The organism is Sphingobacterium sp. B16(2022) (genome assembly GCF_012030425.1).
In the GTDB taxonomy this organism is placed as follows: Bacteria; Bacteroidota; Bacteroidia; order Sphingobacteriales; family Sphingobacteriaceae; genus Sphingobacterium; species Sphingobacterium anhuiense.
The window spans coordinates 2,066,395-2,091,061 of the sequence record NZ_JAAUVN010000001.1 but is presented as its reverse complement, the minus strand read 5'-3'; the positions used below and the strand labels follow the sequence as shown (position 1 = coordinate 2,091,061).

Annotated in this window: 23 protein-coding genes; 19 read left to right on the top strand and 4 right to left on the bottom strand. The window is 35.0% G+C overall.

Annotation, left to right across the window (positions count from 1 at the left end):
• Positions 1-64 precede the first annotated feature (64 nt).
• The 7 genes from rpsU to HCX49_RS09170 all read left to right on the top strand — a co-directional run bounded on the left by rpsU (position 65) and on the right by HCX49_RS09170 (position 6,731).
• Positions 65-259, top strand: a complete 195-nt coding sequence (gene rpsU / locus HCX49_RS09200; RefSeq protein ID WP_021190399.1) for a 30S ribosomal protein S21 — start codon at positions 65-67, stop codon at positions 257-259.
• Between the two features lie 92 nt (positions 260-351).
• On the top strand, positions 352-1,230 hold the full coding sequence (locus tag HCX49_RS09195; protein ID WP_021190398.1) for a tyrosine-type recombinase/integrase: 879 nt from the start codon (positions 352-354) through the stop codon (positions 1,228-1,230).
• Positions 1,231-1,244: 14 nt separating this feature from the next.
• Complete coding sequence (hpf, locus tag HCX49_RS09190; RefSeq protein WP_132773528.1) at positions 1,245-1,589, top strand: ribosome hibernation-promoting factor, HPF/YfiA family; 345 nt, start codon at positions 1,245-1,247, stop codon at positions 1,587-1,589.
• 196 nt (positions 1,590-1,785) lie between these two features.
• On the top strand, positions 1,786-2,160 hold the full coding sequence (locus tag HCX49_RS09185) for a DUF6686 family protein (RefSeq protein ID WP_021190396.1): 375 nt from the start codon (positions 1,786-1,788) through the stop codon (positions 2,158-2,160).
• A 181-nt stretch (positions 2,161-2,341) separates the two neighbouring features.
• Positions 2,342-2,869 (top strand): ferritin, encoded by a 528-nt coding sequence (locus HCX49_RS09180; protein WP_021190395.1) that lies wholly within the window; start codon positions 2,342-2,344, stop codon positions 2,867-2,869.
• 140 nt (positions 2,870-3,009) lie between these two features.
• Entirely contained in the window at positions 3,010-5,763 is a 2,754-nt protein-coding gene (locus HCX49_RS09175; RefSeq protein WP_132773530.1) for an outer membrane beta-barrel protein, read from the top strand.
• Positions 5,763-6,731 (top strand): NAD(P)H-quinone oxidoreductase, encoded by a 969-nt coding sequence (locus HCX49_RS09170; RefSeq protein ID WP_168126871.1) that lies wholly within the window; start codon positions 5,763-5,765, stop codon positions 6,729-6,731. Before HCX49_RS09175 ends, HCX49_RS09170 begins: the two co-directional genes overlap by 1 nt.
• Here HCX49_RS09170 and HCX49_RS09165 read toward each other — a convergent pair.
• On the bottom strand, positions 6,728-7,600 hold the full coding sequence (locus tag HCX49_RS09165) for an AraC family transcriptional regulator (RefSeq protein WP_132773534.1): 873 nt from the start codon (positions 7,598-7,600) through the stop codon (positions 6,728-6,730). The genes HCX49_RS09170 and HCX49_RS09165 overlap by 4 nt on opposite strands.
• 141 nt (positions 7,601-7,741) lie before the next feature.
• On the opposite strand from HCX49_RS09165, the gene fucP reads away from it, so the two are divergent.
• The 7 genes from fucP (at position 7,742) to HCX49_RS09130 (ending at position 14,447) form a co-directional block, all read left to right on the top strand.
• Positions 7,742-8,998, top strand: a complete 1,257-nt coding sequence (gene fucP / locus HCX49_RS09160) for an L-fucose:H+ symporter permease (RefSeq protein ID WP_132773536.1) — start codon at positions 7,742-7,744, stop codon at positions 8,996-8,998.
• Positions 8,999-9,008: 10 nt separating this feature from the next.
• On the top strand, positions 9,009-9,344 hold the full coding sequence (locus HCX49_RS09155; protein WP_132773537.1) for an L-rhamnose mutarotase: 336 nt from the start codon (positions 9,009-9,011) through the stop codon (positions 9,342-9,344).
• A gap of 1 nt (position 9,345) precedes the next feature.
• Positions 9,346-11,010, top strand: a complete 1,665-nt coding sequence (locus HCX49_RS09150; protein WP_168126870.1) for a UxaA family hydrolase — start codon at positions 9,346-9,348, stop codon at positions 11,008-11,010.
• A gap of 132 nt (positions 11,011-11,142) precedes the next feature.
• Positions 11,143-11,907: an SDR family NAD(P)-dependent oxidoreductase gene (locus HCX49_RS09145; protein WP_021190391.1), complete on the top strand. Its 765-nt coding sequence runs from the start codon at positions 11,143-11,145 to the stop codon at positions 11,905-11,907.
• Positions 11,908-11,955: 48 nt separating this feature from the next.
• Entirely contained in the window at positions 11,956-12,810 is an 855-nt protein-coding gene (locus tag HCX49_RS09140) for a fumarylacetoacetate hydrolase family protein (RefSeq protein ID WP_021190390.1), read from the top strand.
• A 9-nt stretch (positions 12,811-12,819) separates the two neighbouring features.
• Positions 12,820-13,647, top strand: a complete 828-nt coding sequence (locus tag HCX49_RS09135; protein ID WP_132773541.1) for an amidohydrolase family protein — start codon at positions 12,820-12,822, stop codon at positions 13,645-13,647.
• Between the two features lie 8 nt (positions 13,648-13,655).
• Positions 13,656-14,447: an SDR family oxidoreductase gene (locus HCX49_RS09130; RefSeq protein WP_132773543.1), complete on the top strand. Its 792-nt coding sequence runs from the start codon at positions 13,656-13,658 to the stop codon at positions 14,445-14,447.
• Positions 14,448-14,524: 77 nt separating this feature from the next.
• Here the strand turns inward: HCX49_RS09130 and gap are convergent, their stop codons facing one another.
• The 3 genes from gap to pfkA are packed head-to-tail and all read right to left on the bottom strand — an operon-like array spanning position 14,525 to position 17,387.
• The gene (gap, locus tag HCX49_RS09125) at positions 14,525-15,523 is read right to left on the bottom strand and encodes a type I glyceraldehyde-3-phosphate dehydrogenase (RefSeq protein WP_132773545.1); all 999 of its coding nucleotides are present in this window, start codon (positions 15,521-15,523) and stop codon (positions 14,525-14,527) included.
• Between the two features lie 4 nt (positions 15,524-15,527).
• Complete coding sequence (locus HCX49_RS09120) at positions 15,528-16,379, bottom strand: hypothetical protein (protein ID WP_021190387.1); 852 nt, start codon at positions 16,377-16,379, stop codon at positions 15,528-15,530.
• Positions 16,380-16,400: 21 nt separating this feature from the next.
• Positions 16,401-17,387 carry a 6-phosphofructokinase gene (pfkA, locus tag HCX49_RS09115; protein WP_021190386.1) on the bottom strand — a complete coding sequence of 329 codons (987 nt, stop codon included), beginning with the start codon at positions 17,385-17,387 and terminating at the stop codon, positions 16,401-16,403.
• A 164-nt stretch (positions 17,388-17,551) separates the two neighbouring features.
• Between pfkA and HCX49_RS09110 the strand changes: the two genes are divergently transcribed.
• The 5 genes from HCX49_RS09110 (at position 17,552) to HCX49_RS09090 (ending at position 24,623) form a co-directional block, all read left to right on the top strand.
• Positions 17,552-18,223: an NUDIX hydrolase gene (locus tag HCX49_RS09110; protein ID WP_021190385.1), complete on the top strand. Its 672-nt coding sequence runs from the start codon at positions 17,552-17,554 to the stop codon at positions 18,221-18,223.
• A 156-nt stretch (positions 18,224-18,379) separates the two neighbouring features.
• Entirely contained in the window at positions 18,380-19,003 is a 624-nt protein-coding gene (locus HCX49_RS09105; RefSeq protein ID WP_021190384.1) for a TetR/AcrR family transcriptional regulator, read from the top strand.
• An 8-nt stretch (positions 19,004-19,011) separates the two neighbouring features.
• Positions 19,012-20,361 (top strand): TolC family protein, encoded by a 1,350-nt coding sequence (locus tag HCX49_RS09100; RefSeq protein ID WP_132773547.1) that lies wholly within the window; start codon positions 19,012-19,014, stop codon positions 20,359-20,361.
• Between the two features lie 10 nt (positions 20,362-20,371).
• Complete coding sequence (locus tag HCX49_RS09095) at positions 20,372-21,430, top strand: efflux RND transporter periplasmic adaptor subunit (RefSeq protein WP_168126869.1); 1,059 nt, start codon at positions 20,372-20,374, stop codon at positions 21,428-21,430.
• 16 nt (positions 21,431-21,446) lie between these two features.
• Positions 21,447-24,623 carry an efflux RND transporter permease subunit gene (locus HCX49_RS09090; protein ID WP_132773551.1) on the top strand — a complete coding sequence of 1,059 codons (3,177 nt, stop codon included), beginning with the start codon at positions 21,447-21,449 and terminating at the stop codon, positions 24,621-24,623.
• Positions 24,624-24,667 lie beyond the last annotated feature (44 nt).

Sequence of the window (24,667 nt, the reverse complement as noted above, 5' to 3'; positions counted from 1 at the left end):
TCATAATTGTACCTTTGCATCACTTTAAAAATTAAAAGGCTACGAAAGGAGGTATATACAGAGCATGATTATCGTAAATGTAAAAGAAGGAGAATCTTTAGATAGAGCATTAAAACGTTTCAAGAAGAAATTCGAAAAAACAGGAGTTTTAAGAGAACTACGTTCTCGTCAAGCTTATGAAAAGAGATCTGTAACTCGTCGTATTCAAGTTAAGAAAGCGATCTACAAACAAGGATTAAACCAAGAGGTTTCAATCTAAGGTTTCTAAAAAGATATAAAAAAGGGAAAAGTTTACTTTTCCCTTTTTTTATGCGCTTTAATTCGGTAAATTAGTTACAAATAGAATGGATTATGTATATAAAAGAGTTTGAACGGTATCTTCAATATGAAAGGCGCTACTCTAAACACACTTTAATAGCTTATTTACATGAAATTAGTCTGTTTTTAGTGTTTCTAGAGAATGAACATCTTCCATTCGAAGAGGTTGGCCATCGTGATATGCGTCATTATTTCGCCATGATGACAGAAGCGAATAAATCGGCTACGACAGTGAATCGAAGCATCTCGGCATTACGGACTTATTATAAGTTCTTACAGCGAGAGGATATTGTGAAAGATAATCCGATACAAGTGAAAGCTCTGAAAATGCCTAAGAAGTTACCAGTGGTAGTTGAGAAGGATAAATTGATGTTGTTGCTGGACCACTTAGAAGAGAACGTGCATGATTTTGAAAGTCGTCGAAATAAATTGGTGATGGAACTTTTATTTGGTACAGGTATTCGACTTGCAGAATTATTACAAATTCAGGATAGAGATATTGATTATTATAACAAAAATATTCTTATATTCGGTAAAAGGAGTAAGGAAAGGTTAGTTCCTATTAATGGGACATTAATAAAAGAGCTACAGCTTTATTTACACGCTAAAAGTTTATACATTGAAAATAATAAATCAAGTTTCTTAATCGTTACTAAAGAGGGAAAACCGGCCTACGAGAAATTGATCTATAGAATTGTGCATAAATGTCTGTCGATGGTTTCTTCACAACAGAAGAGAAGTCCGCATATTTTGCGACATACTTTCGCGACAGCATTATTGGACAATGGTGCAGATCTTAATGCAATAAAGGAGCTCCTCGGGCATGCGGGGCTTGCGGCAACACAAGTCTACACGCATAATTCTGCGGAGCGGTTAAAGTCTATTTATAAACAAGCTCATCCAAAAGCTTAAAAAAAGGAGGAAAAATGAACATTACTGTGCAATCAATTAAATTTAATGCTGATCAAAAGCTAATTGAGTTTATCCAAAGAAAAACAGGTAAATTGAATCAGTTTTTAGACTCAATCATTGGTGGAGAATGCTATTTACGTTTAGAAAATGTAGATGATGAATCTAATAAGGTATCGGAAATTAAAATAAATATACCAGGGAGTCAACTTTTTGCAAAAGGACAAGCTAAGAGTTTTGAAGAAGCAACTGATATTGCAGTAGAATCCTTAAGGAGACAGATTAATAAACATAAGACCAAAACTAAAACACAGGCCAGTAATCATAAAGAGATCTTGACGACTGAAGAAGAAGAATATTAGTATATAATAGTTTAATAAATGAAAGACTAATCATTATGATTAGTCTTTTTTTGTGTAAAACAAGGAGTTAACAATGCGCATCTGGGCTTCTTTTTATGCTAAAGACAACTATTTATAATTGTTCAAAATAATTTAAAACTTACTTGGATTGATTATAAATAATGATTATTTTTGCTTCATCATAATGAATTAAGAAATGTCAAACAAAATCTGTCCATTAACAAATGTAGAAGAGGTCTTTAAAACTGAAACTGGTGCCATATATCAGTGTAGTCGTAAAAACTGCTATTGGATGGAATTTGCGGGTTCAACGACATCTTTTTCGGTGTCAGACTTTTTTAAATTTAAGAAATCAATAGATAATATTGATGTCGAGAAAATGCTAACAGACACTGCACGTTCTGCGGATTTTACATTGGTAATGCCTTTTCGAACAGAACGTTGCTTTCTCCTGGCAGTTCAAGATGTTTTGAATTTAAGAGATTTGTTAGATGGAGCTAAATTTATGATCGAATTAAATAGTATTGTTAAGGCTTGTTTACGTAGTTCTCAGATTACTGTGTTAGCTTAATTTTCCATTCTTTGTAATTATACTGATTCTAAACAGTTTAACCTTTTTTCCGCTAATTTAGACTGAATTCGTATTGCAAATTTTTTATACAAAAATCTGTAATGTCCCCTATATTTGTAGTGTTCAAGTAAGTCAAGTATTTGAAACTTGATTATTATAATTAGTATTAAAACTTACAGATATGAAAGATTTATTAAAATTAAAATCTTCTTTAACAGAAGAGATCGAAAATATATTAAATGCTCAAATTAAAGTTGAAGCACATTCTTCTTCACTATACTTAGCGATGTCATCTTGGTGTGATGATCAAGGTTTGGAGAATGCAGCAGATTTTTTTGCTAAACAGTCCAATGAAGAGCGTGAGCATATGTTGAAAATCTTCAATTATATTAACAATAGAGGCGGTCGTGCTATTTCACCAGAAGTAACAGGTATTCCTTCAGATTTTGATTCATTCCGTGGGATTTTCGAATCAGCATTGGAACAAGAGATGTTCGTTACTGAACAATTTAACAACATCGCAGACAAATGTATGAAAGCTAAAGATTACGTAACATTTAACTTTTTACAATGGTTCTTAGCAGAGCAAGTTGAAGAGGAATTTGTTGCGAGAAGAATCTTAGAATTATTTGATGTAATTGGAGAAGATGGTACTGGACGTTGGGAAATTGATAAACACTTACTTAAAGTTACTTTTGCTGGTGAATAATTAATTTATTCTTATAAATAAAATGAAAGGCGACTTATTTCAAATAAGCCGCCTTTTTTATATACAACTATTCATTATTTTGCGTTATGGTTGTGTAAATTATTATGTATATTGAGATACAAATAGAATAAGTTGTTTTGATGTCGGATAAATTCGAAATATCAGGAAATACTCATAGGGTCATCTTTCTTATCGTCTTCTTTTTTGTTGTGGGTAATGCACAAGCCCAACTCCAGAAAAAGGAGGTGTACGGATTTGTTGTGGATATCGATGGGCAACCGCTTGCTGGCGTCAATGTGCGTCTGACAACTTCTTTGGATACCGTCATGGCAATTTCTTCCAAAACAGGTTTCTACAAATTTTACCAAATTAAAGGAAGTAATATCCGTTTAAACTACAGTTCTTTAGGCTTACAGATTGTTGATCGTTCTTACCCTCAGTATAATACAACAGATCGTGTTATTGCGGAGACTGTTGTTTTAAAACCACAGGTTTCAGTGCTCAAAGAAATTGTTATTAAGAAATATAAACCAATCGTCTTCAAAGAGGATACGGTTCAATTTAATATGGGAGCTTTCCAGTTTGATCGACGCACACTGCTGGAGGATGCGCTTAAACAATTACCGAACTTCCAGGTTTCTCGTGATGGCTCTGTATATGCTTTTGGTAAACCGATTACTTCTGTACAAGTAGATGGTAAAAAATTCTTTGGAGGAGATGTGCTTACCGCTACTCGAAATCTTCCTGCGGATTTTATTAAAAATATTCAGGTTATTGATTTTTTCGGAGATGAAGCAAGTGCTAAGGGAACAAAAACTGGTGAGTCTGAGAAAATTCTAAATATTGTTTTGAAAGATGACAAGAAAAAAATAAGTTTTGGACAGGTTACAGGTGGTTTAGGTGATCAAGAACGATACCTCGCGAGTGCAGGCCTCAATAAATTCAATGATGGTCAGGAACTATCTTTTGTAGGATCTGTTAATAATACAAATACGAATCTTTTTTCTTTCGGTTCTCCAAATGGAGGAGGTTCCAGGGATCGTGTAATGGGCGAATTGGCAGACTTTGCCGACCCTACTGATGGTTTTAATGCTATTGGGTCCTTGGGAACAAGTTTTTCCACTAATTTGAATGATAAAATTAGTGCTTTTGGACGTTACAGCTATACAAATACAAAGAATACGACGAGGGGGAATTCCTATCTACAGTCTGTATATGGTAATAACATTATAACCAACCAAGAGGATTATGTAACAAAGACTGTTGATAATGCGCATCATATGAATTGGGGGTTTGATATAAAATTATCTGATTCAGATCTTTTAAAAATATCTCCAACTTTTTCATGGAATAAATCGAAAGGTAATGAATCTAGAGATCGATATATTAAGAATAGACAGATCACAAACGATGGGGAATATGCTTCTGACAACAGTAGTACGAGTCCAAATGCTGAAGTAGACATCTTATATGCCAAAAGTTTTAAGAAGCCAGGACGGAAATTAGTGTACAATTTACATCTGGGATATAATTCAGTCGATAAAAAAGAGGATATAGTTGACCGGAATAAGATTATAGATAGTGCGTTTAATCAAGTGCAAATTAAGGATAGTTTTTTAAATCAATTTGTGAAAAGTGAAAACAAAAATCAAGATATTAAAAGTTCGCTATCTATTATAGAGCCAGTGGACAAGGGCGGAGTATTAGAATTGAATTATGACTTTAGTTACACCTCAATTGATGCAAGGCGGTTAGTTCATGAACGAAATAATGAATTGGTAGATTTTGGTCGAGTTGATTCTCTTAGTTTAAGTTACGATTATGCTTTTTCATCCAATAGAGTTGGCATGAAATATCAACAGGATATATTCAATAAATTTAAATATAATATCGGATTTGCGGTTCAACCAACAGAACTTAAAGGTTTTTCTAAAGATAAATCAATTCAAACATCTTATAGTAATGTAAATCTTATACCAGCAGCGGGGGTCAAATGGAAATTTAATGAGAATTCTGATTTGTCAATTGATTACTTAGGTAAAAATAATCAACCTAATTTCTATCAGATTCAGCCGATATTGGATAATACAAATTCACAAAATATTATACAAGGAAATCCAGAATTACAAGCAGAATTCGCTAACCGTATCTTGGCTAAATATCGAAAATCAATTGTAAAAAGGGGACAATATTTTGAAAGTAGTATTGCTTATAATTTTATTTCAAATAAAATTGTCTCTAATCGGACTACTATTCCTAATTCAACAATACAAAAAACTACCTTCTTAAATACATCGGGTTATTATGATATCAAGGCATACTACTTATTTACTGCAGCTTTGTTTAACGATAATATACAGATGAGTTTGAATGGCAATGCTGATTTTTATAATAATGTCACTTACATAAATGACATTCGTAATGACGGTGGACATTTTTTATATTCGCAGTCTCTGCAATTCAGGTACATGTTTAATGATGTATTTGAAGCTGAACTTAATGGAAATTACGCATTAAACAAAGCTACCTATAAACGACCTTATAATGATCAAATTGTGGCGCATACCGGTGTGCTTGGTTTGGGATCCAAATATTATGTGAGCGCACATGGATCTTTTGGTGTAGAGGTATCGCAAAGGTTAAATTCGGGATATTCATCATCATCATGGACAAATATAAATCCCACAATTATTAATGCATATTTTGAATATACTTTTATGCGTAATAATTTAGCAATGTTACGGATTCAGGGCTTTGATTTACTAAATCAAAATTCAGGTATTACCAGAGATGTAATAGGAAATGATATATTTGACGTTCAAAATGAAAGGTTATCTCGTTATTTTATGGTCTCTTTAAATTTCCGTTTACAAAAATATCCTAAAAAATCATAATGAAAGCAGTTGTTATAACAAAATTTGGTGGACCTGAAGTTTTGAAGATAAAGGAGGTGGATACACCAACTTGTACTGGGCATCAAGTGTTGATTGCTGTAAAAGCAGCAGGTATGAATAGGCCTGATGTGTTTCAGCGGAAGGGAAATTATGCGGCCCCTGAAGGTGCCCCCGCTGATATTCCTGGTCTTGAGATTTCGGGAGAAATTGTATCCATTGGTGAGTTGGTAGATGAATGGAAAATTGGTGATCAGGTCTGTACTCTTTTATCTGGTGGAGGATACGCAGAATATGTCGCTGTTGATCAGGGACAGTGCCTGCTTATACCTAAAGGATTGACTTACGAAGAAGCTGCCGCTTTACCAGAAACATTGTTTACCGTGTACCATAATGTCTTTCAAAGAGGGGAACTAAAATATGGCAATAGCTTTTTAGTTCATGGTGGAAGTGGAGGTATTGGATCAATGGCAATTCAGTTAGCAAAGCTTGCAGGAGCAAAAGTGTATACAACAGTGGGATCGGGTGACAAAGCTACTTACTGTAAAGAATTGGGAGCGTCAGTGATCATTAATTATAAGGAGCAGGACTTTAGGGAGATTATTGGAGACAATAAAATTGATGTTATACTTGACAGTATAGGAGGCGATTATTTTGAAAAGAATCTTGAAGTATTGAAACCGGATGGTCATCTGATCTACATTAACGCAATGAAAGGTGCTAAAGTAGAATTAAATCTTTTTAAATTGATGCAAAAACGAATCTACCTATCAGGTAGTCTTTTAAGAAGTAGATCTATTTTATTTAAAAAAAATGTGCGCGATGACATAAATAAACAGATCTTACCTCTAATCAAACCAGGTGTTTTTAAAGCAAATATCTACAAGACCTTTCAATTGGAAGAGGCTTCTGTTGCCCATGCATTGTTAGATTCTGGTGACTTTACAGGAAAGCTTGTCTTTGTTCTTTAAAATAGATGTGCAATTCCTTTTTGATATTGTAATGGAGTAAATCCTGTCGCTTCTTTGAAATATTTGTGAAAACTGACAAAGTTTTGAAAACCACATTCGAAGCAAATTTGTTTCACATTATATTTACGTTCTGCTAACAATTTACAGGCATGCCCAATACGTATTTCAATAAGATATTGAAATAGAGTTTTTCCAGATTTAGCTTTAAAGTAGCGACAAAACGAGTTTGTAGTCATTCCAGTTAATGTCGCAATATCTTCTAACTTGATTTGTGATTTGTAATTTTGTGTAATATAATCCATAATAACAGTCATTCTTCTGAAATCTATATCTTGACTGTCAATCGGATAATTTTCACTGGACAACAAAGTATAGGCTTCAGATTCTGCTATTAAAGTTAAGACTTCTATTAGTGCTATTATTTTAGTTGAGTTGTTATTGTTTAAAACCTTTTCTATTAGAGATTTAGCTAATTGCAAAATTGATTTATTTAACTGAATTCCCCTTTTAGATTTTTTTAATAAATTCTTTAATTTATAATTTTCTGGCAGATTAAAGAAAGCGTCGCCAAGAAAATTTTCTTTAAAATGGGAAACTCTAATGTCCGCAGGTTCGGGACAGTTATTATCTAAATAGCAGGAGTCAAATAGCCAATAATGAGGTAAGTTAGATCCAACCAATACGATATCACCATTTGTAAAATTTTTAATACTGTCACCAATAAATTGGGTTCCCGATCCCTTTCCGAAATGAATTAATTCAAGCTCTTCATGGTAGTGCCAAATATTATGATTTTGTGGAATAATATCGTTCCTCACGCTGAATGACTGTACGTTACTATTATTGACTTTTAGTAGTTGTGGTTTCATTTATTAATAAATATATGCACTATATTTTACAGTTCTACTATTTTGAATGGTAATATAGCGTAATAATTGGGTAAAATACTTAAATTTTCTTTCATTAATTATTCCTTATTTTACATAAACCAATGATAAATTATATTTTATATGTCAGTTAGTAAAAATAATAAATTAGCGATTGTACTCGTAACATCCCTTTTTTTCTTTTGGGGCTTTGTTCATAATTTGGACCCTATTTTAATTCCACATCTTCGTAATGCATTTAGTCTAACGCATTTACAGGCTTCTTTAGTGGATTCAGCTGTTTTTATTGCTTATTTTTTACTAGCTATTCCTGCCGGTATGATCATGAAAAAATATGGTTATAAATCGGGTATTTTAATAGGTCTGACAATTTTTGCTATTGGTTGTTTTTTATTTATACCAGCAGCTAATCAGATTAGTTATGTATTCTTTTTAGCGGCTTTATTTGTTGTGGCTTGTGGTTTAACTATTTTGGAAACTGCGGCAAATCCCTATGTTACGGTCTTAGGTGACCCCAGTAAAGCAACACAGCGATTGAATTTTGCCCAATCCTTTAACGGACTGGCAGCATTTATAGCTCCAATCTTGGGCGGAAAATTTATTTTAGCGGAACAACCAAAATCTGATACTGAGATTGCCGCCATGAGCGAGCAGGTTAAATTAGCCTATATGGAGGCAGAGACTGCGACTGTAAAAGCGCCTTACATGATTTTAGGTTTAATTATTCTGATTGTTGCTGCGATTCTTTTTTTCACTAAGCTTCCTGATATTAAAGATGATGAAGGCGAACAAAAGGCTGGTTTCTTTCATGCATTTAAGCATAAAAATGTAAAGTGGGGAGTAATCGGACAGTTTTTTTATGTAGGAGCACAGGTGTGTGTGTTGAGCTTTATGGTACTTTATGCTACTGAAGTTGCTGGAATCACTCCCTTAAATGCTTCCAAATATGCTAGTTTTGCAGGTTTAGCTTTTATGTTAGGTCGTTTTGTTGGAACATTTTTTATGAAATTTATACAGCCACTAACTTTGCTAATGATTTATTCTATCATTTGTATTGCATTGTCATTTATTGTGATATACGGAAGTGGCACAATAACAGTCTATGCATTAATTGCAGTAGCATTTTTTATGTCGATTATGTTTCCCACAATATTTGCGGTCGGAGTTGAGGGAATTGGGGCAGATACGAAATCAGCTTCAAGTTTAATCATTATGTCTATTGTAGGTGGAGCAATTTTGCCGCCTTTATTGGGATTGATTTCAGATAAAACTGGTAATCTTCAACTGGGCTACTGGGTACCTATGATCTGTTTTATAGTAGTGCTTTTATTTGCTCTAGCTAATAAAAATAATTTAAAGACGAAATCTTCTCACGAATAATAATTGTAAAATGACTCAATATACTTTTGCCTTAGATCTGGTTAATGATCCTAAATTAATTGCTGAATATGAAAAATATCATAGGAGTGTTAGTTCCGAAATTCAACAATCAATTTTAGATGCCGGTGTTACTAAAATGCAAATTTTTAGATTTGAAAATCGCTTGTTTATGATCATGGAAGTGGATGACACTTTTACATTTGAAAGAAAAGCAAATATGGATGCTACCAATCCTAAAGTTCAGGAATGGGAACAGCTGATGTGGAAGTACCAGAGTGCTATTCCGGGAGCTAAAGAAAATGAGAAGTGGGTTTTAATGAAACAGATATTTGATTTGAAGAAATAAAATGATAAAAGATAAAAAAACATATTTGCAGATTCATCCAGAGGATAATGTATTAGTGGCTTTGCAAGATTTGCCTAAAGGAACGTTAATTGAATGGAAAAATAACAATTTCCATTTATTGCAAGATGTAGCTGCCAAGCATAAGTTTACCATCTCTCCTTTAAGTCAGGACGCTGAGGTTTATATGTACGGTGTGTTGGTTGGAAAGGTAAACTGTGCATTAGAAACTGGTGCCTTGATTTCTACAGAAAATCTACGTCATGCCGCCGATGATTTTAAGCTAAGTAAAAGAAGAACGGACTGGATAAAACCTGATGTTTCATCTTTTTTAGCAAAAACCTTCAATGGCTTTCATCGATCTAACGGATCGGTTGGTACTGCTAATTACTGGTTAGTAATCCCATTGGTTTTTTGTGAAAATAGAAATGTCCTGACTTTAAAGACAGCTTTTGAAGAGAAGTTGGGGTATAAAGTAAGGGCGAATGATTATACCACTGAAGTGGATGAATTGATCCGTTTATATCAATCAGGTGCAGATATTAATCAGATCATAGCTCAGGATTTAAGTTCTTCGGCAACGCGAGCAAGCGACCATCGCTTATTTGAAAATGTCGATGGAATCAAGTTTTTAAATCATGAAATGGGCTGTGGCGGTACACGTATGGATTCGGATGCACTTTGTGGTTTGCTTGCAGGCTACATTACACATCCAAATGTAGCAGGTGCAACCATCTTAAGTTTAGGTTGTCAACATGCTCAAGCCTCAATATTAGAGGCGGAGATCGCGAAAAGGGATTCGAAGTGTGATAAACCTTTGTATATTTTTGAACAACAAAAAGAAGGTACGGAGAAGGAATTAATGCAAAAGGCTGTGAAGGCAACATTTGCAGGAATGATGGAAGCAAATAAATGTATACGTCAACCCGCTACCTTAGATAAATTATGTATAGGTCTCGAATGTGGCGGATCGGATGGGTTTTCTGGTATCTCTGCAAATCCTGCTCTCGGATATCTTTCTGATATTTTAGTAACGTTAGGTGGATCTGTTATTTTAGCTGAATTTCCAGAGTTATGTGGGGTTGAACAAGAGTTAAGTGACCGATGTGTAGATGAAGAGACTGCGGATAAATTTATGGAGTTAATGCGTGTTTATAATGCGAAAGCTGAGGCTGATGGTTCTGGTTTTTATATGAATCCTTCTCCTGGCAATATTCGTGATGGTCTGATCACCGATGCAATAAAGTCTGCTGGAGCTGCCAAGAAAGGCGGTACATCGCCTGTAACTGCAGTAATTGATTATCCAGAGTTAGCCAATAAGCCAGGTCTTAATCTGCTATGTACACCAGGAAATGATGTTGAAAGTACTACCGCAGAAGTTGCTGCAGGAGCAAATATTGTTTTGTTTACCACTGGTCTAGGAACACCAACGGGTAATCCAATAACTCCAGTGATTAAACTGTCTACAAATACAAAGACATTTGAGAAAATGCCAGATATCATCGATATTAACTGTGGGACTATTATCGAGGGTGAGGAATCAATTCAAGAAGCGGCACATCGTATATTAGATTATGTGATTGAAGTGGCTAGCGGAACAGTGGTGCCGAAAGCGGTACTTTTGGGACAGGATGACTTTATTCCTTGGAGAAGAGGCGTATCTTTATAATCATAATTTTGTGTCAAGATTATCAGTAAAGCTTGATAGACACGTTCTTTTTGTTAATAAATTTTAATAATCATAAGGTAGCTGTTCATGAAGTATCATGGATCAGATATTAATAATAAATAATATAATAACATGTCAAAATTGCAAAATAAAGTAGCTGTTATCACAGGTGGTGGAAGTGGAATAGGTCGTGCAATAAGTTTACTTTTTGCCGCAGAAGGAGCAACTGTTCATATTCTGGATCTTAATATTGAAGGGGGGCAAAGTGTCGTTTCTGAAATAACTAATCAAGGAGGACGGGGATTTGTCCATGCATGTAATGTAAGTCTTCAGGATGAGGTGTTATCAATTGTAAATACTATCGGTAAAATTGATATTTTAGTTAACAATGCAGGTATCGCTCATGTTGGAAATCTAGAAAATTGTAAAACTGAAGATTTTGAAAGAGTATTTAATGTAAATGTTAAAGGTGCTTATAATGCGCTTTATGCAGTTGTTCCAAAAATGAAGGAAAATGGTGGCGGGGCAATTCTTAATCTAGCGTCCATTGCAGCTTGGGTAGGAATTACAGATCGATTCGCATATTCAATGAGTAAAGGTGCCATTTTTGCAATGTCACTATCGGTTGCTCGTGATTACATGGCTGATGGAATTAGATGTAATAGTATTTCACCTGCAAGAGTACACACACCATTTGTGGATGGTTTCATTGCCAAAAACTACCCAGGACAAGAAGCAGAGGTCTTTGAGAAATTGTCAAAGAGTCAACCGATTGGACGTATGGCACAACCTGAAGAAATTGCTAAATTGGCTTTGTTTTTATGTAGTGATGATGCCGGTTTTATCACTGGAAATGATTATCCCATTGATGGAGGTTTTATAAAACTAAATAATTAAATTAAGGATCTTTTGAGATCACTTATATATAATATTAATATTGAAAATATGAAATTAATACGTTTTGGAGCAGCGGGAAAAGAACAAATTGGTGTTCAGATAGATGGTGTAAATTATGATGTATCTGCATTTGGAGGTGATTATAATGAGTCTTTTTTTGAGAATGACGGTTTAGAGGCTTTAGAAGAGTTTGTTAAAGCAAATAATGGTAAATTAATTCCTGTACCAGATACTGAAAGAATTGGTGCACCATTTGCAAGACCTTCTAAAATAGTTTGTATTGGTCTTAATTACAAAGATCATGCAGAAGAAACAGGTGCTACAATTCCTGCAGAACCTATTATTTTTATGAAATCTACTACTTCTTTAGTAGGTCCATACGATCAGGTAATGATACCTCGCGATTCTGTTAAAACTGACTGGGAAGTGGAGTTCGGAATTGTTATTGGTAAAACCGCATCTTATGTGGAAGAAGCTACTGCATTGGATTATGTAGCGGGATATGTGTTGCATAATGATGTTTCTGAACGTGAATATCAATTAGAACGTGGTGGAACATGGGATAAAGGTAAAGGTTGTAATACGTTCGCTCCTATGGGACCCTTTTTGTCAACTAAAGATGAAATCAAAGATATTAATGACGTCAATATCTGGTTGAAGGTAAATGGTAAAATGTATCAAAATGGAAGTACTAAAAATTTAATCTTTTCAGTACCTTTTATTGTGAGTTATGTGTCTCAATTTATGACATTGTTGCCGGGCGACGTAATTTCTACTGGTACACCAGCAGGTGTTGGATTAGGATTTAATCCTCCAATTTATTTAAAACCTGGCGATGTGATTGAATTGGGTGCCGATGGTCTAGGTGAGTCCCGTCAAGAGGTAATTGCTTATTCAAAATAATTAATTCTTATGCGTATAGATGCTCATCAACATTTCTGGCAGTACGATCCCAGACGACATAATTGGATTACTAGTGAAATGAAGGTTTTACAACAAGACTTTATTCCGCTAGATCTGCAGTTTATACTGGAAAAGAATGATTTTGATGGCTGTATTGCTGTTCAAGCAGATCAGTCTGATGAAGAAACAAAGTATTTGGTGCAATTGGCACAAGAATATTCTTTTGTAAAAGGAGTCGTTGGTTGGGTCGATTTACGAGCTTCGAATATTGATGAACAGTTGCATCAGTATAGAGATGAAGCTATTCTTAAAGGATTTAGACATATTGTAGAAGGGGAGGAAGATCCCGATTTCTTACAGCGAGATTCATTTTTAAAAGGGATAGAATCTCTAACGAAATATCGTTATACATACGATCTTCTGATTCGTCCTCGTCATTATGCTGGTGCTATAACATGCGTGCAATCAAATCCAAACCAAACATTTATTTTGGATCATATTGCTAAACCCCCAATTAAATCACGCGAGTTTGAAGAATGGGCATTATTTATTGAAGAATTAGCAGCTTTTTCAAATGTTAGTTGCAAAGTTTCTGGTCTTGCTACTGAGGCAGACTGGAAAAGTTGGCGACTGGATGATTTTACACAGTATTTAGGACATGTATTTGATTCATTTGGTAAAGATCGAATTATGTTTGGATCCGATTGGCCGGTATGTTTATTAGCAGCATCTTATGAAGAAAGTGTTACCATTGTGGAATCGAAATTGGACGCATTTACTACTGCTGAGAAAGAGGCGTTCTGGGGATTGAATGCATTAAAAACCTATAATTTATAAGGTAGAATATGAATTTGAATTTGAAAGATAAAGTTATAATTGTCACAGGAGGTGCAAAAGGCATTGGTAAGGCAATTGTTTTAGGTTTGGCAAAAGAGGGTGCTATTCCGGTAATTGTTGGACGTAGACAGGTTGATAATGATCTTGTTAAGCAAGAAGTAGAAGCTCTTGGCGGGCAGGCTTTTGCTGTGCAGGCAGAACTGTCTGATCCGAAAGATTGTGAGACTGCAGTTGCGAAAACAATTACTCATTTTGGGCGTATAGATGGCTTAGTGAATAACGCAGGAGTGAATGACGGAGTAGGTTTAGCCTCTGGTAATTATGAAAAGTTTTTAGCTTCTTTACATAAAAATCTAATTCATTATTATTTAATGGCTCATCATGCATTAGATGCTTTGATCGCATCACAAGGTAGTATTGTAAATATTACTTCAAAGACGGCAGAGACAGGGCAAGGCAATACATCAGCTTATGCAGCCTCTAATGGCGGTAGAAATGCGCTAACGAGGGAGTGGGCTGTGGAACTGCTTCCACACCGAATCCGCGTGAATGCAATTGTCGTCGCAGAATGTGCTACGCCACAATATGATACCTGGATACAAACTTTAGATAATCCTGTAGAAACTTTAAAGAAAATTACAGATCGTATTCCACTAGAACATAGAATGACTACTTCAGAGGAAATTGCTAATACAGCATTATTTCTTTTGTCCGACAAATCTAGTCATACAACAGGGCAGTTGATTCATGTTGATGGTGGTTATGTTCATCTTGATCGCTCGATCATTGCCGAGCAATAACCATAGGAAGTTATTGAGGAAATAAAAAGGGCTTTTAATATTTATTAAAAGCCCTTTTATTATTCAATCGATAAGGATTAACCTAATTTACCAATTTCTTGAACTAAATCAACGATCTTGTTAGAGTAACCCCACTCGTTGTCATACCAAGAGATAACTTTAACGAAGTTTTCATTTAATGAAATACCCGCTTTAGCATCAAAGATAGATGTGCGCGCATCACCTACGAAATCAGTTGAAACAACTTCGTCTTCTGTGTAACCTAAAATACCTTTTAAGTCACCTTCAGAAGCTTCCTTCATAGCCGCTTTGATTTCTTCGTAAGTAGCAGATTTTGCTAAACGTACTGTTAAATCAACAACAGAAACGTCTGCTGTAGGAACGCGTAAAGACATACCTGTTAATTTACCTTTTAATTCAGGTAAAACTAAACCAACAGCTTTAGCTGCACCAGTAGAAGAAGGGATGATGTTTTGATAAGCACCACGTCCACCTCTCCAGTCTTTCACTGAAGGTCCATCAACTGTTTTTTGAGTTGCAGTAACAGCGTGTACAGTTGTCATTAAACCTTCAACGATACCAAATTTGTCGTTTAATACTTTAGCAACAGGTGCTAAACAATTTGTTGTACATGAAGCGTTAGAAACGATATGTTGATCAGCTTTTAAGTCTTTATGATTAACACCCATAACGAAAGTAGGAGTATCATCTTTAGCAGGTGCTGACATTACTACTTTTTTCGCACCAGCATCAATGTGTTTCTGTGCTAATTCTTGTGTCAAGAAGAAACCTGTAGATTCAATAATAACTTCTGCACCAACTTCATTCCATTTTAAGTTTGCAGGATCTTTTTCTGCTGTAACACGAATTGTTTTTCCGTTAACCACTAAGTTTCCGTTAACAACCTCTACTGTTCCATCGAATTTACCATGTGTTGAATCATATTTCAACATATACGCCATATAATCTGGCTCCACCAAGTCATTGATACCAACAACTTCAACATCTGGACGATTTACCGCAGCTCTGAATGCTAAACGACCAATACGGCCAAATCCGTTAATTCCAATTTTCATATTATTAATTTTTATTGATATAATATTTTATAAGATTATGAATAGGTTCCTTTATAATTGTCCCTATTGATATATTAAATTCTTCCGTTGCCACCTCTTTTAGCAAATTTTCAAAATTAGCGGCTACGGAACCTGTAAAGTGAATGTCATTATCAGGATGTTCCTTGTACAATGGTTTAATGAAAGTTTTAAGAAACAAACGAAATCCATTTTTTACAATCTGAATAATGAATGGATGATTTTTGTTTTCCAATACAAATTCGGAGAATGAATTGAGAAAAATAGTTGGTTGAGGGGAATTATAAACCTTTTCCAAGATTATTTTTCGATCAATAGCATATTTATTTAATAGTTTATCCTGCAGATCCTGCGGAAGTGTATCTGTTAAATAATGTTTTAACAACATTCTTGATGTCCAATTCGTAGATCCTTCATCGGCTAAAATATAACCGAGGCCATAATTATTTGGGATAACTTTTTTTCCCGTATAAAATGCCGCATTTGAACCACTTCCGATAATGCCAATAATGCCTTTTTCATCGCCAAAAGAAGAAATTGCAGAGGCGATAACATCATGTTCCACCTTTACTTTCGCGTTAATAAAGAATTTTTCAAATACAGTTTTGATTTTGTTCTTGCGTTCCGGAGAAGATGAGCCAGCACCAAAAAAATAAATCCGTTTGATCTTTTCAGCATTATTGATCAAATTGGTATTTTTATTTAAAAGTTGTGCAATATATCGCTCGTCTTGCAAATAAGGGTTAATTCCACTTGTACGAAAGCCCGTGATCACACGACCTTTATCGGCTAATCTCCAATCTGCAAATTTTGAACCACTGTAGACCACTGCAATCATCTGAATTCTCTATTTTTTATTTTAAATAGCCAATACTTGAACAAGTTCTAACATATCAGAACTTAATTTGTATTCTTTATTATTAATAGCCTCCTCTAGTGGAGTCGTAACAACTTCATTCCCTCTAACACCAACAGTCATACGATTGTTTCCTTTTAGTAATTCTTTTACGGCAGCAAAACCTAAACGGCTCGCAAGTACCCGATCAAAGCTTGATGGAGAACCACCGCGTTGTAAGTGCCCTAAGATACTAACTTTTGTGTCATAATAATCAAATTTTTCTTTCACTTTTTTGGCTACATTATAGGCACCTCCGTTTTGATCACCTTCTGCGACAATAACAATTGAAGATGATTTTTTTCCACGGCCATCTGCAGCTGATAAGTGAGCAATTAATTCATCTATCGCTGTTTCCTTTTCTGGCAACAAAATTGCTTCTGCACCACCAGCTATGCCAGCATTCAAGGCAATACAGCCAGAGTCTCTTCCCATAACTTCAATGAAAAATAAACGCTCATGGGATGCAGCTGTATCTCTAATTTTATCTATTGCTTCGATAACTGTATTAGTTGCCGTATCATAACCTAATGTGAAATCAGATCCGTATAAATCGTTATCGATTGTACCAGGGATACAAATAACTGGAATATCATATTCTTTTGAGAAAAAGTCTGCACCTGTAAAAGTTCCATCTCCACCTATAGCAACCAAAGCATCAATACCGGCCGCTTTTACATTTTCGTAAGCTTTTGCTCTTCCTTCTTTTGTTTTAAATTCGAGACATCTCGCTGTTTTAAGAATAGTTCCGCCTAATTGGATAATATTACTAACCGAACGTGATGTCATTTCTGTAAAGTTACCGTCCAACATACCTTGATATCCTTGGTATATACCGGTAACACTTAATTTTTCGTATAATGCTGTACGGACAACCGCTCGAATGCAAGCATTCATGCCTGGAGCGTCTCCGCCTGATGTAAAAACTCCGATTCTTTTAATATTCACCACTGTCAAAAATTTTAGGTTGTACGAATATAGTGTATTTTTTACACTATTGAAATTATTTTTTATTTTTTTGTTTCGATAAAAATTAAGGTAAAGTTATTAACTTTATAGCATAAGCTACATATTCAACTCATTGGTTTAAGTAAAGATAATAAATTAGAAAAGTTTTGTATACTACATTTACAGTCGATTGTGTCATTTTCGGTTTTTATGAGGGGGAACTACATGTTCTACTAACGGAGAGAAATGAATATCCTTTTAAGGATTGGTGGGCGTTGCCTGGTTTTTTTGTTAATAATGATGAAGAAATGGAGGATGCTGTTAAGCGGATATTATATGAAAATACAGGTCTTAAGGATGTGTTTTTGGATCAATTGTATGCCTTTGCAGGTTTAAAAAGACATCCTCAGGGAAGGATCTTGACAGTTGCTTACTATGCTTTACTACAATTGGACAAGACAAAAATTAAGTTAAAGCCAGTTACTTCTTATATGCGACAGGCCAAATGGTTCCCTTTAAATAAAGTGCCAGATTTGGCTTTTGATCATAGTACAATTTTAAAACAAAGTGTTGAAAAATTGAGACGTCGTATCGCTAATACACCCATCGCTTTTGAACTGTTGCCAGACAAATTTACGTTGACACAGTTACAAATGGTCTATGAAAGTATTTTGGGAAGAGAATTGGATAAAAGAAATTTTAGAAAAAAAATGATTAACTACGGTTTTCTTAAAGAATTGGACGAAGTTCAAAAAGGAGTAGCTTATCGTGCGGCAAGGCTTTACAAGTTGGATAAACGCAAGTTTTTAAAGCAATTTCAAAACAGTATAACTTTTTAACAGTTATAAGTTTAAAATAAAAAAAGTGCATATCGTATAGTATGCACTTTTTTTATTTTAAAAATTGACGATCTGTTGACAATTAAATTGTGAGTGTTTTTCACTTTTTGTATATTTGACCAAAGTTTACATAAAGTCAAAAGTTTAGAATCAAGTATGTCAACAAACAATGATAATAAGAAAGAGTTCATTATTGCCGCAGCTATTAGAAGATTTGCGCACTATGGCTTTTCTAAAACAACCATGAATGAGATTGCAGAAGATGTTAAAATTACCAAGGCAAACCTTTATTACTATTATCCTGATAAAACAACATTAGTGCATGATGTGATCTTATCTGTCACAGATGATTTCAGGAAGCAAGAACAAGAACTAATTAAGAAGTCTAAATCTTCCGTCATTAATCTTCTTTTAGATTTGTTGGATTTAAAATCAGCATTTATAGAGCGTCATTATATGTTGCATATGAATGAAAACATGGAATGGATAAAAGGTGCGCCATTGCAAACATTGATGCGTCAAATACATGAAAAGGAAGTTATCGAAGTTGCAAAATTATTTCAAAATGGAGTAGATAATAAAGAACTTGCTATAGAGGATGTACATAAAACAAGTGAAATGTACGTTTACCTAATGAAAAGTATCGGATTAGTAGGAATATTATGTGATGTGTTTACCGGAATTCCAACGCAATGTAATGTGGGCGATGTTTTACAGAAGCAAAAAGATGCAACAATGTTAATATACAATGGTTTAAAGTTTAATACGGTTTCGAATTAATTATAAAAATGAAAAAGATAAAAATAGTAGGAGTGCTATTAGCCGCTTTGTTTTCAGTGAATTTCGCGCATGCGCAGGAAATATTAACATTGAACCAAGCTCTTAAGTATGCGCTGGAAAACAAAGCAGAGGCAAAAAAATCAACACTTGATTTAGAGAACGCCCAGTATAAAATTGACGAAGTCCGAGGGGGAGCTCTTCCGCAGATTAGTGGTGCAGGTACATTGACATATAACCCAATGTTACAGAAGGTGGCACTACCTGGAGAAATTATTGGAAAACCCGGTGAAACAGTAATGGTCGCAATGGGGCAAAAGTGGCAATCAAATGCTTCCCTGCAGGTTAATCAGCAGCTATTTAACCAATCATTATTTACGGGTTTAAAAGCCGCAAAAACTACAAAAGAGTTCTATATCATTAATAAAAGCTTGTCTGATGAGCAATTAATTGAAAAGGTCGCAAATGCGTATTATGATGTTTTTCAGACACAGTTACAACTAGAGACCGTTGATAATAATTTAAATAGCACAACTAAAACAAGAGATGTGATCGCGGGTTTGGTACAGGCGGGTTTGGGAAAGAAAATTGATTTGGACCGTACAAGTGTAGCTGTCAATAATTTAAAAGCAAACCGTCAAATTTTGATTAATGCATTGGAATTGAAAGAAAATGCGTTGAAATTTGCTATTGGTATGCCTATGCAACAGGAAGTTAAACTTCCCAATGAGACTTTTGAAATAAACTTATCAACAGCTGATTTAGCAGCGGCAGAATTAGCATCAAGAACTGAAGTTAGATTGCTGGAAAAGCAAAACCAACTATTGGAGTTGAATAGAAATGCTATGAAAGCTGAACTTTACCCTAAACTTTCTTTTTCTGGTAATTTAGGATATTTAGGAATGGGACCAACTTTCCCAATTTTCGCAAAAAATGAAGGAGTTAAATGGTCGGGTTTTTCTGGTTTAGGCTTAAATCTCTCAGTTCCTATTTTTACTGGAGGAACAACAAAAGCCAAAATTAACCAAGCTACTATTCAGTTGAAACAAGCGCAGGTTGATTTGGAAGATACTAAATTGGCTCTGAGTTTATCCAATGAAAATGCCAAATCGCAGATTACAAATAGTCTATTGACAATTAATAGTAATCGCGAAAATGTACAATTAGCGAAAGAAGTTTTGGATAACACGCAGAATAATTATAAAAATGGATTAGCAACGCTCACAGATTTATTAGATGCTGAAAATGCTTATGCAGATGCACAAAACAATTTAAGTACATCATTATTAAATTACAAAGTAGCTGAGGTTCAATTGATTAAGGCTAAAGGGGAATTAAATACATTATTAAATAGCAAATAGTAACCGATATATGAAAAAGATATTTATAACAGGAATCATAGTTATTGCTGCATTAGCAGGTATTATGTATGTGTTGAAAAAAAATAAAAAGGAGAATGAAGCTCAAACAGCTGTAGTAGCGCAAAAAAATGCAGCAGTTGCTGTTCGTATTGCTGAGGCAGGCATTAAGGATGTCAATACAGTATACGTAACAAATGGAACTTTCCTTCCTAAACAAGAAGTTAAACTTTCTTCAGAAGTTGCTGGACGTGTAGCTCGTGTACTTGTAGATGAAGGTGATTATGTAAAAGTAGGACAGACATTAGCCATTATTGTTGGAGATAAGCAAAATGTAAGTGTAAACAATGCGCAGGCGGTTTACGATAATGCGAAAAATGAGGTAGCTCGATTTGAAAGTGCATTTGCAACAGGTGGTGTTACGAAACAGCAATTAGATCAGATGAAATTGCAATTGGAAAATGCAAAAAACAATTTACGCTCATCACAGATCACGGCCTCAGATGTTAACGTAAAAGCTTCATTTGCTGGTATTGTCAATAAGAGAAGTATTGAGCCGGGTTCATATGTAAGCCCAGGAAATGAAATGTTTGAAATCGTCAATGTGTCTTCATTAAAATTGAAGGTAAACGTAGACGAGAAAAATATAGGATTTGTCAAATTAGGTCAAAACATCAAGGTTCAGTCAGCAGTGTTAGCTAATAAAACCTTCCAAGGTAAAGTCACATTTATTGCGCCCAAAGCAGATGGAAGTCTAAATTTCCCTGTTGAATTGGAAATAAGTAATAATGCTGCTAATGATTTAAAGGCAGGAATGTACGGAACAGCTTATTTTGGTGATGATCAGACTGCTCAAGCATTAGTTGTTCCTAGAGATGCTTTTGTCGGTAGTGTAAGCTCGAATCAGGTATTTGTTGTTAAAGACGGAAAAGCGGTATTAACTAAAGTAACTGCTGGTCGTGTGTTTGGAGATCAGGTTGAAATCATTTCAGGTATTGAAAGTGGTGCACAAGTCATTACGACAGGACAGATCAATTTATTGGATAGTACTGCTGTAGAAATCATTAAATAATTAACGTAAGTTTTAAATGAAAATTTCTGAAATATCTATAAAACGACCGAGTATCATCATTGTCATATTTTTATTATTGACATTAGGTGGTATCGGATCTTATTTGAATTTAGGCTACGAATTAGTTCCTAAATTTGATGTGAATGTTATAACTGTACAGACCGTCTATCCCGGAGCTGCTCCTTCGGAAGTAGAAACATCTGTTTCTAAAGTAATAGAAGATGCCGTTTCATCTTTAGAGAACGTAAAGAAGATTGAAACAAAATCTATGGAAAGTGTTTCGGTCGTCATGATTACGTTAAATACAGGTGCCGATGTCAACTTTCTTTTGACTGATGCACAACGTAAAATCAATGCTGTGATCAATGATTTACCGGAAGATGCCGAAACCCCATCGTTAAGTAAATTTTCACTCGATGATGTGGCGATAATGAACCTTTCAGTAACGTCAAGCTTATCTGAAAAAGAATTATACGACTTATTAGATCAAAAGATTCAACCTGTTTTTGCCCGGATATTAGGTGTTGCAAAAGTAGATTTGACCGGTGGTGAAGAACGCGAAATCCAAGTAAGTGCTAATCCAGAAAAATTAGAAGGATATGGCCTTACGATCAGTGATGTGCAAAAAATAATTGCATCTTCTAACTTAGATTTTCCTACAGGTAGCATTAAATCGAGAGACAATCAGACAACAATCCGTCTATCGGGTAAATTTACCTCATTGGACCAAATGCGTAATCTTCCGATCACTACGCCTTCTGGTGTATCAATTCGTTTAAGTGATGTTGCAGATGTTCAGGATGGTATCAAGGATATTGAAAAGATATCTCGTATTGATCAAAAAAACACCATTTTAATGCAGGTTTTCAAGCAGTCAGATGCCAATGCGGTTGCTGTATCGAAACTTGTTAAAAAGACAATCGAGGTTGTAGAAAAAGATTACAAGGAACAAAAAATCAAAATTGATGTCGCGAGTGATTCGACTGAATACACCATTAATGCCGCAAGTAACGTAATGCACGATTTAATGATCGCTGTTGCTTTGGTAGGTTTTATCATGTTGTTTTTCTTGCATAGTTTACGTGATGCCTTTATCGCTGTTGTAGCTATTCCTTTGTCATTGATTGCAACTTTTATCGGGCTTTATGTAATGGGGTATACGCTTAACTTAATGTCCTTATTAGGTCTTTCCCTAGTGGTTGGTATTTTAGTGGATGATGCGATCGTTGTTATTGAGAATATTCACAGGCACATGCAAATGGGTAAAAGCAAGATTCGTGCAGCTTATGATGGTGCTGCAGAAATTGGTTTTACCGTAACTGCCATTACGTTAGTAATTGTTGTTGTATTCTTACCGATTGCTTTATCATCAGGTTTAGTATCTGACATCTTGCGTCAATTTTGTGTAACGGTTATTTTTGCAACATTAATCTCTTTACTTGTTTCATTTACCGTAGTACCTTGGTTGTATTCACGTTTTGGGAAACTGTCACACATTAGCAATGCGACTTTCTTTGGTAGAATTTTAGAAAAATTTGAAGCAGGATTACAGAAATTAACACATTGGATTTCTGGAATTTTAGAATGGGCATTACGTAATCGCTGGAATAAGGTAATTACCTTAGTCGTAACGATTATGATGTTTGCTGCATCCATTAGTTTATTGGTGATGGGTTACATTGGTACAGATTTCTTTCCGGGTAATGATAAAGGAGAATTCTATTTACAGCTAGAACTTAATAAAGATGCTTCGATTGAACAAACCAACTTTATGACTCAAAAAGCTGAATCATTTTTAGCGGCTAAACCAGAGATCGAAAGAGTGATCACAACTGTGGGACAGGCGTCTGATGGTATGATGGCTGGTACTTCAGGAACGAAGTATAAATCTGAAATGCAGATTTATTTGAAAGATGGTCAAAACAAATTGGTGCCAACAAAAGTGTATGCTGCGAAGTTGAAACGAGAGATGGAAGAGCATTTAGTGGGAGCCAAAGTAAAGACGGTTTCAATCGGTATTATGGGGGCAGAGCAGGCTCCATTGAATCTAACTGTAATTGCATCATCGCAAAAAGATGCTTTAGAATTTGCTGATAAGGCTGCCGCATTATTGCGTAATATTTCAGGAGCAACGGAAGTAAAATTGACATCAGAAGATGGTAATCCGGAGATCAATGTACAATTAGATCGTGACAAGATGAATGCTCTGGGATTAAATGTCGCTTCTGTAGGTATGACGATGCAGACAGCATTCTCTGGTAATACTGATACAAAATACCGTGCTGGTGATACAGAATATGATATCAACATTCGTTATGATCAATCTGGGAGAACGAGTATGGATAATGTGAAAAACTTAAAATTCATTAATGCGAAGGGCGAGTCGATTTCCTTAGAACAATTTGCAGATATCGAATATGGATCTGGGCCAACTTTATTGGAGAGACGTGATAAGTCACCATCTGTTTCAGTACAAGCGCAAGTTGTCGGTAAACCTGCTGGTACGATAGCGAGTGAATGGGAAACTGAATTTAAGAAACTTGAACTTAAACCAGGTGTATCGTTCAAGTGGGGCGGAAATATGGAGAATCAACAAGAAGGTTTCGGTACTTTAGGAATTGCATTATTAGCATCCATTATCTTAGTATACTTCGTGATGGTAGCCTTATATGATAGTTTTGCAACGCCATTTATTGTATTATTCTCGATCCCATTATCGTTCATTGGTGCATTTTTGTTATTAGCATTAACGAACCAGACTTTAAATATCTTTACTATTTTAGGTATTATTATGTTGATTGGTTTAGTTGCGAAAAATGCCATTATGTTGGTTGACTTTGCAAATCATAAGAAAGACGCCGGTTTTACTACATATGAATCATTAATTGCGGCAAACCATGCACGTTTACGTCCTATTTTAATGACAACTATTGCAATGGTTATTGGAATGGTTCCGATTGCAATGGCGCAAGGTGACGGTGCCGACATGAACCGTGGTATTGCAATTGTGATTATTGGTGGTTTATTGTCATCGTTGTTTCTTACGCTGATAATAGTACCAGTTGTTTACTCTCTTTTCGATGGCATTCAAAGAAGATTGGGTAATCATGAAAAGGTAGATTACGAAGCAGAAATGGTTGCAGACTATGTTCCAAGTGATGATTATGTAGATGAAATGTCCAGCAAGCACTAAATATTTTTCATAAGTTTATTTAAAAGAAGAAAGCCTTGCAAAAC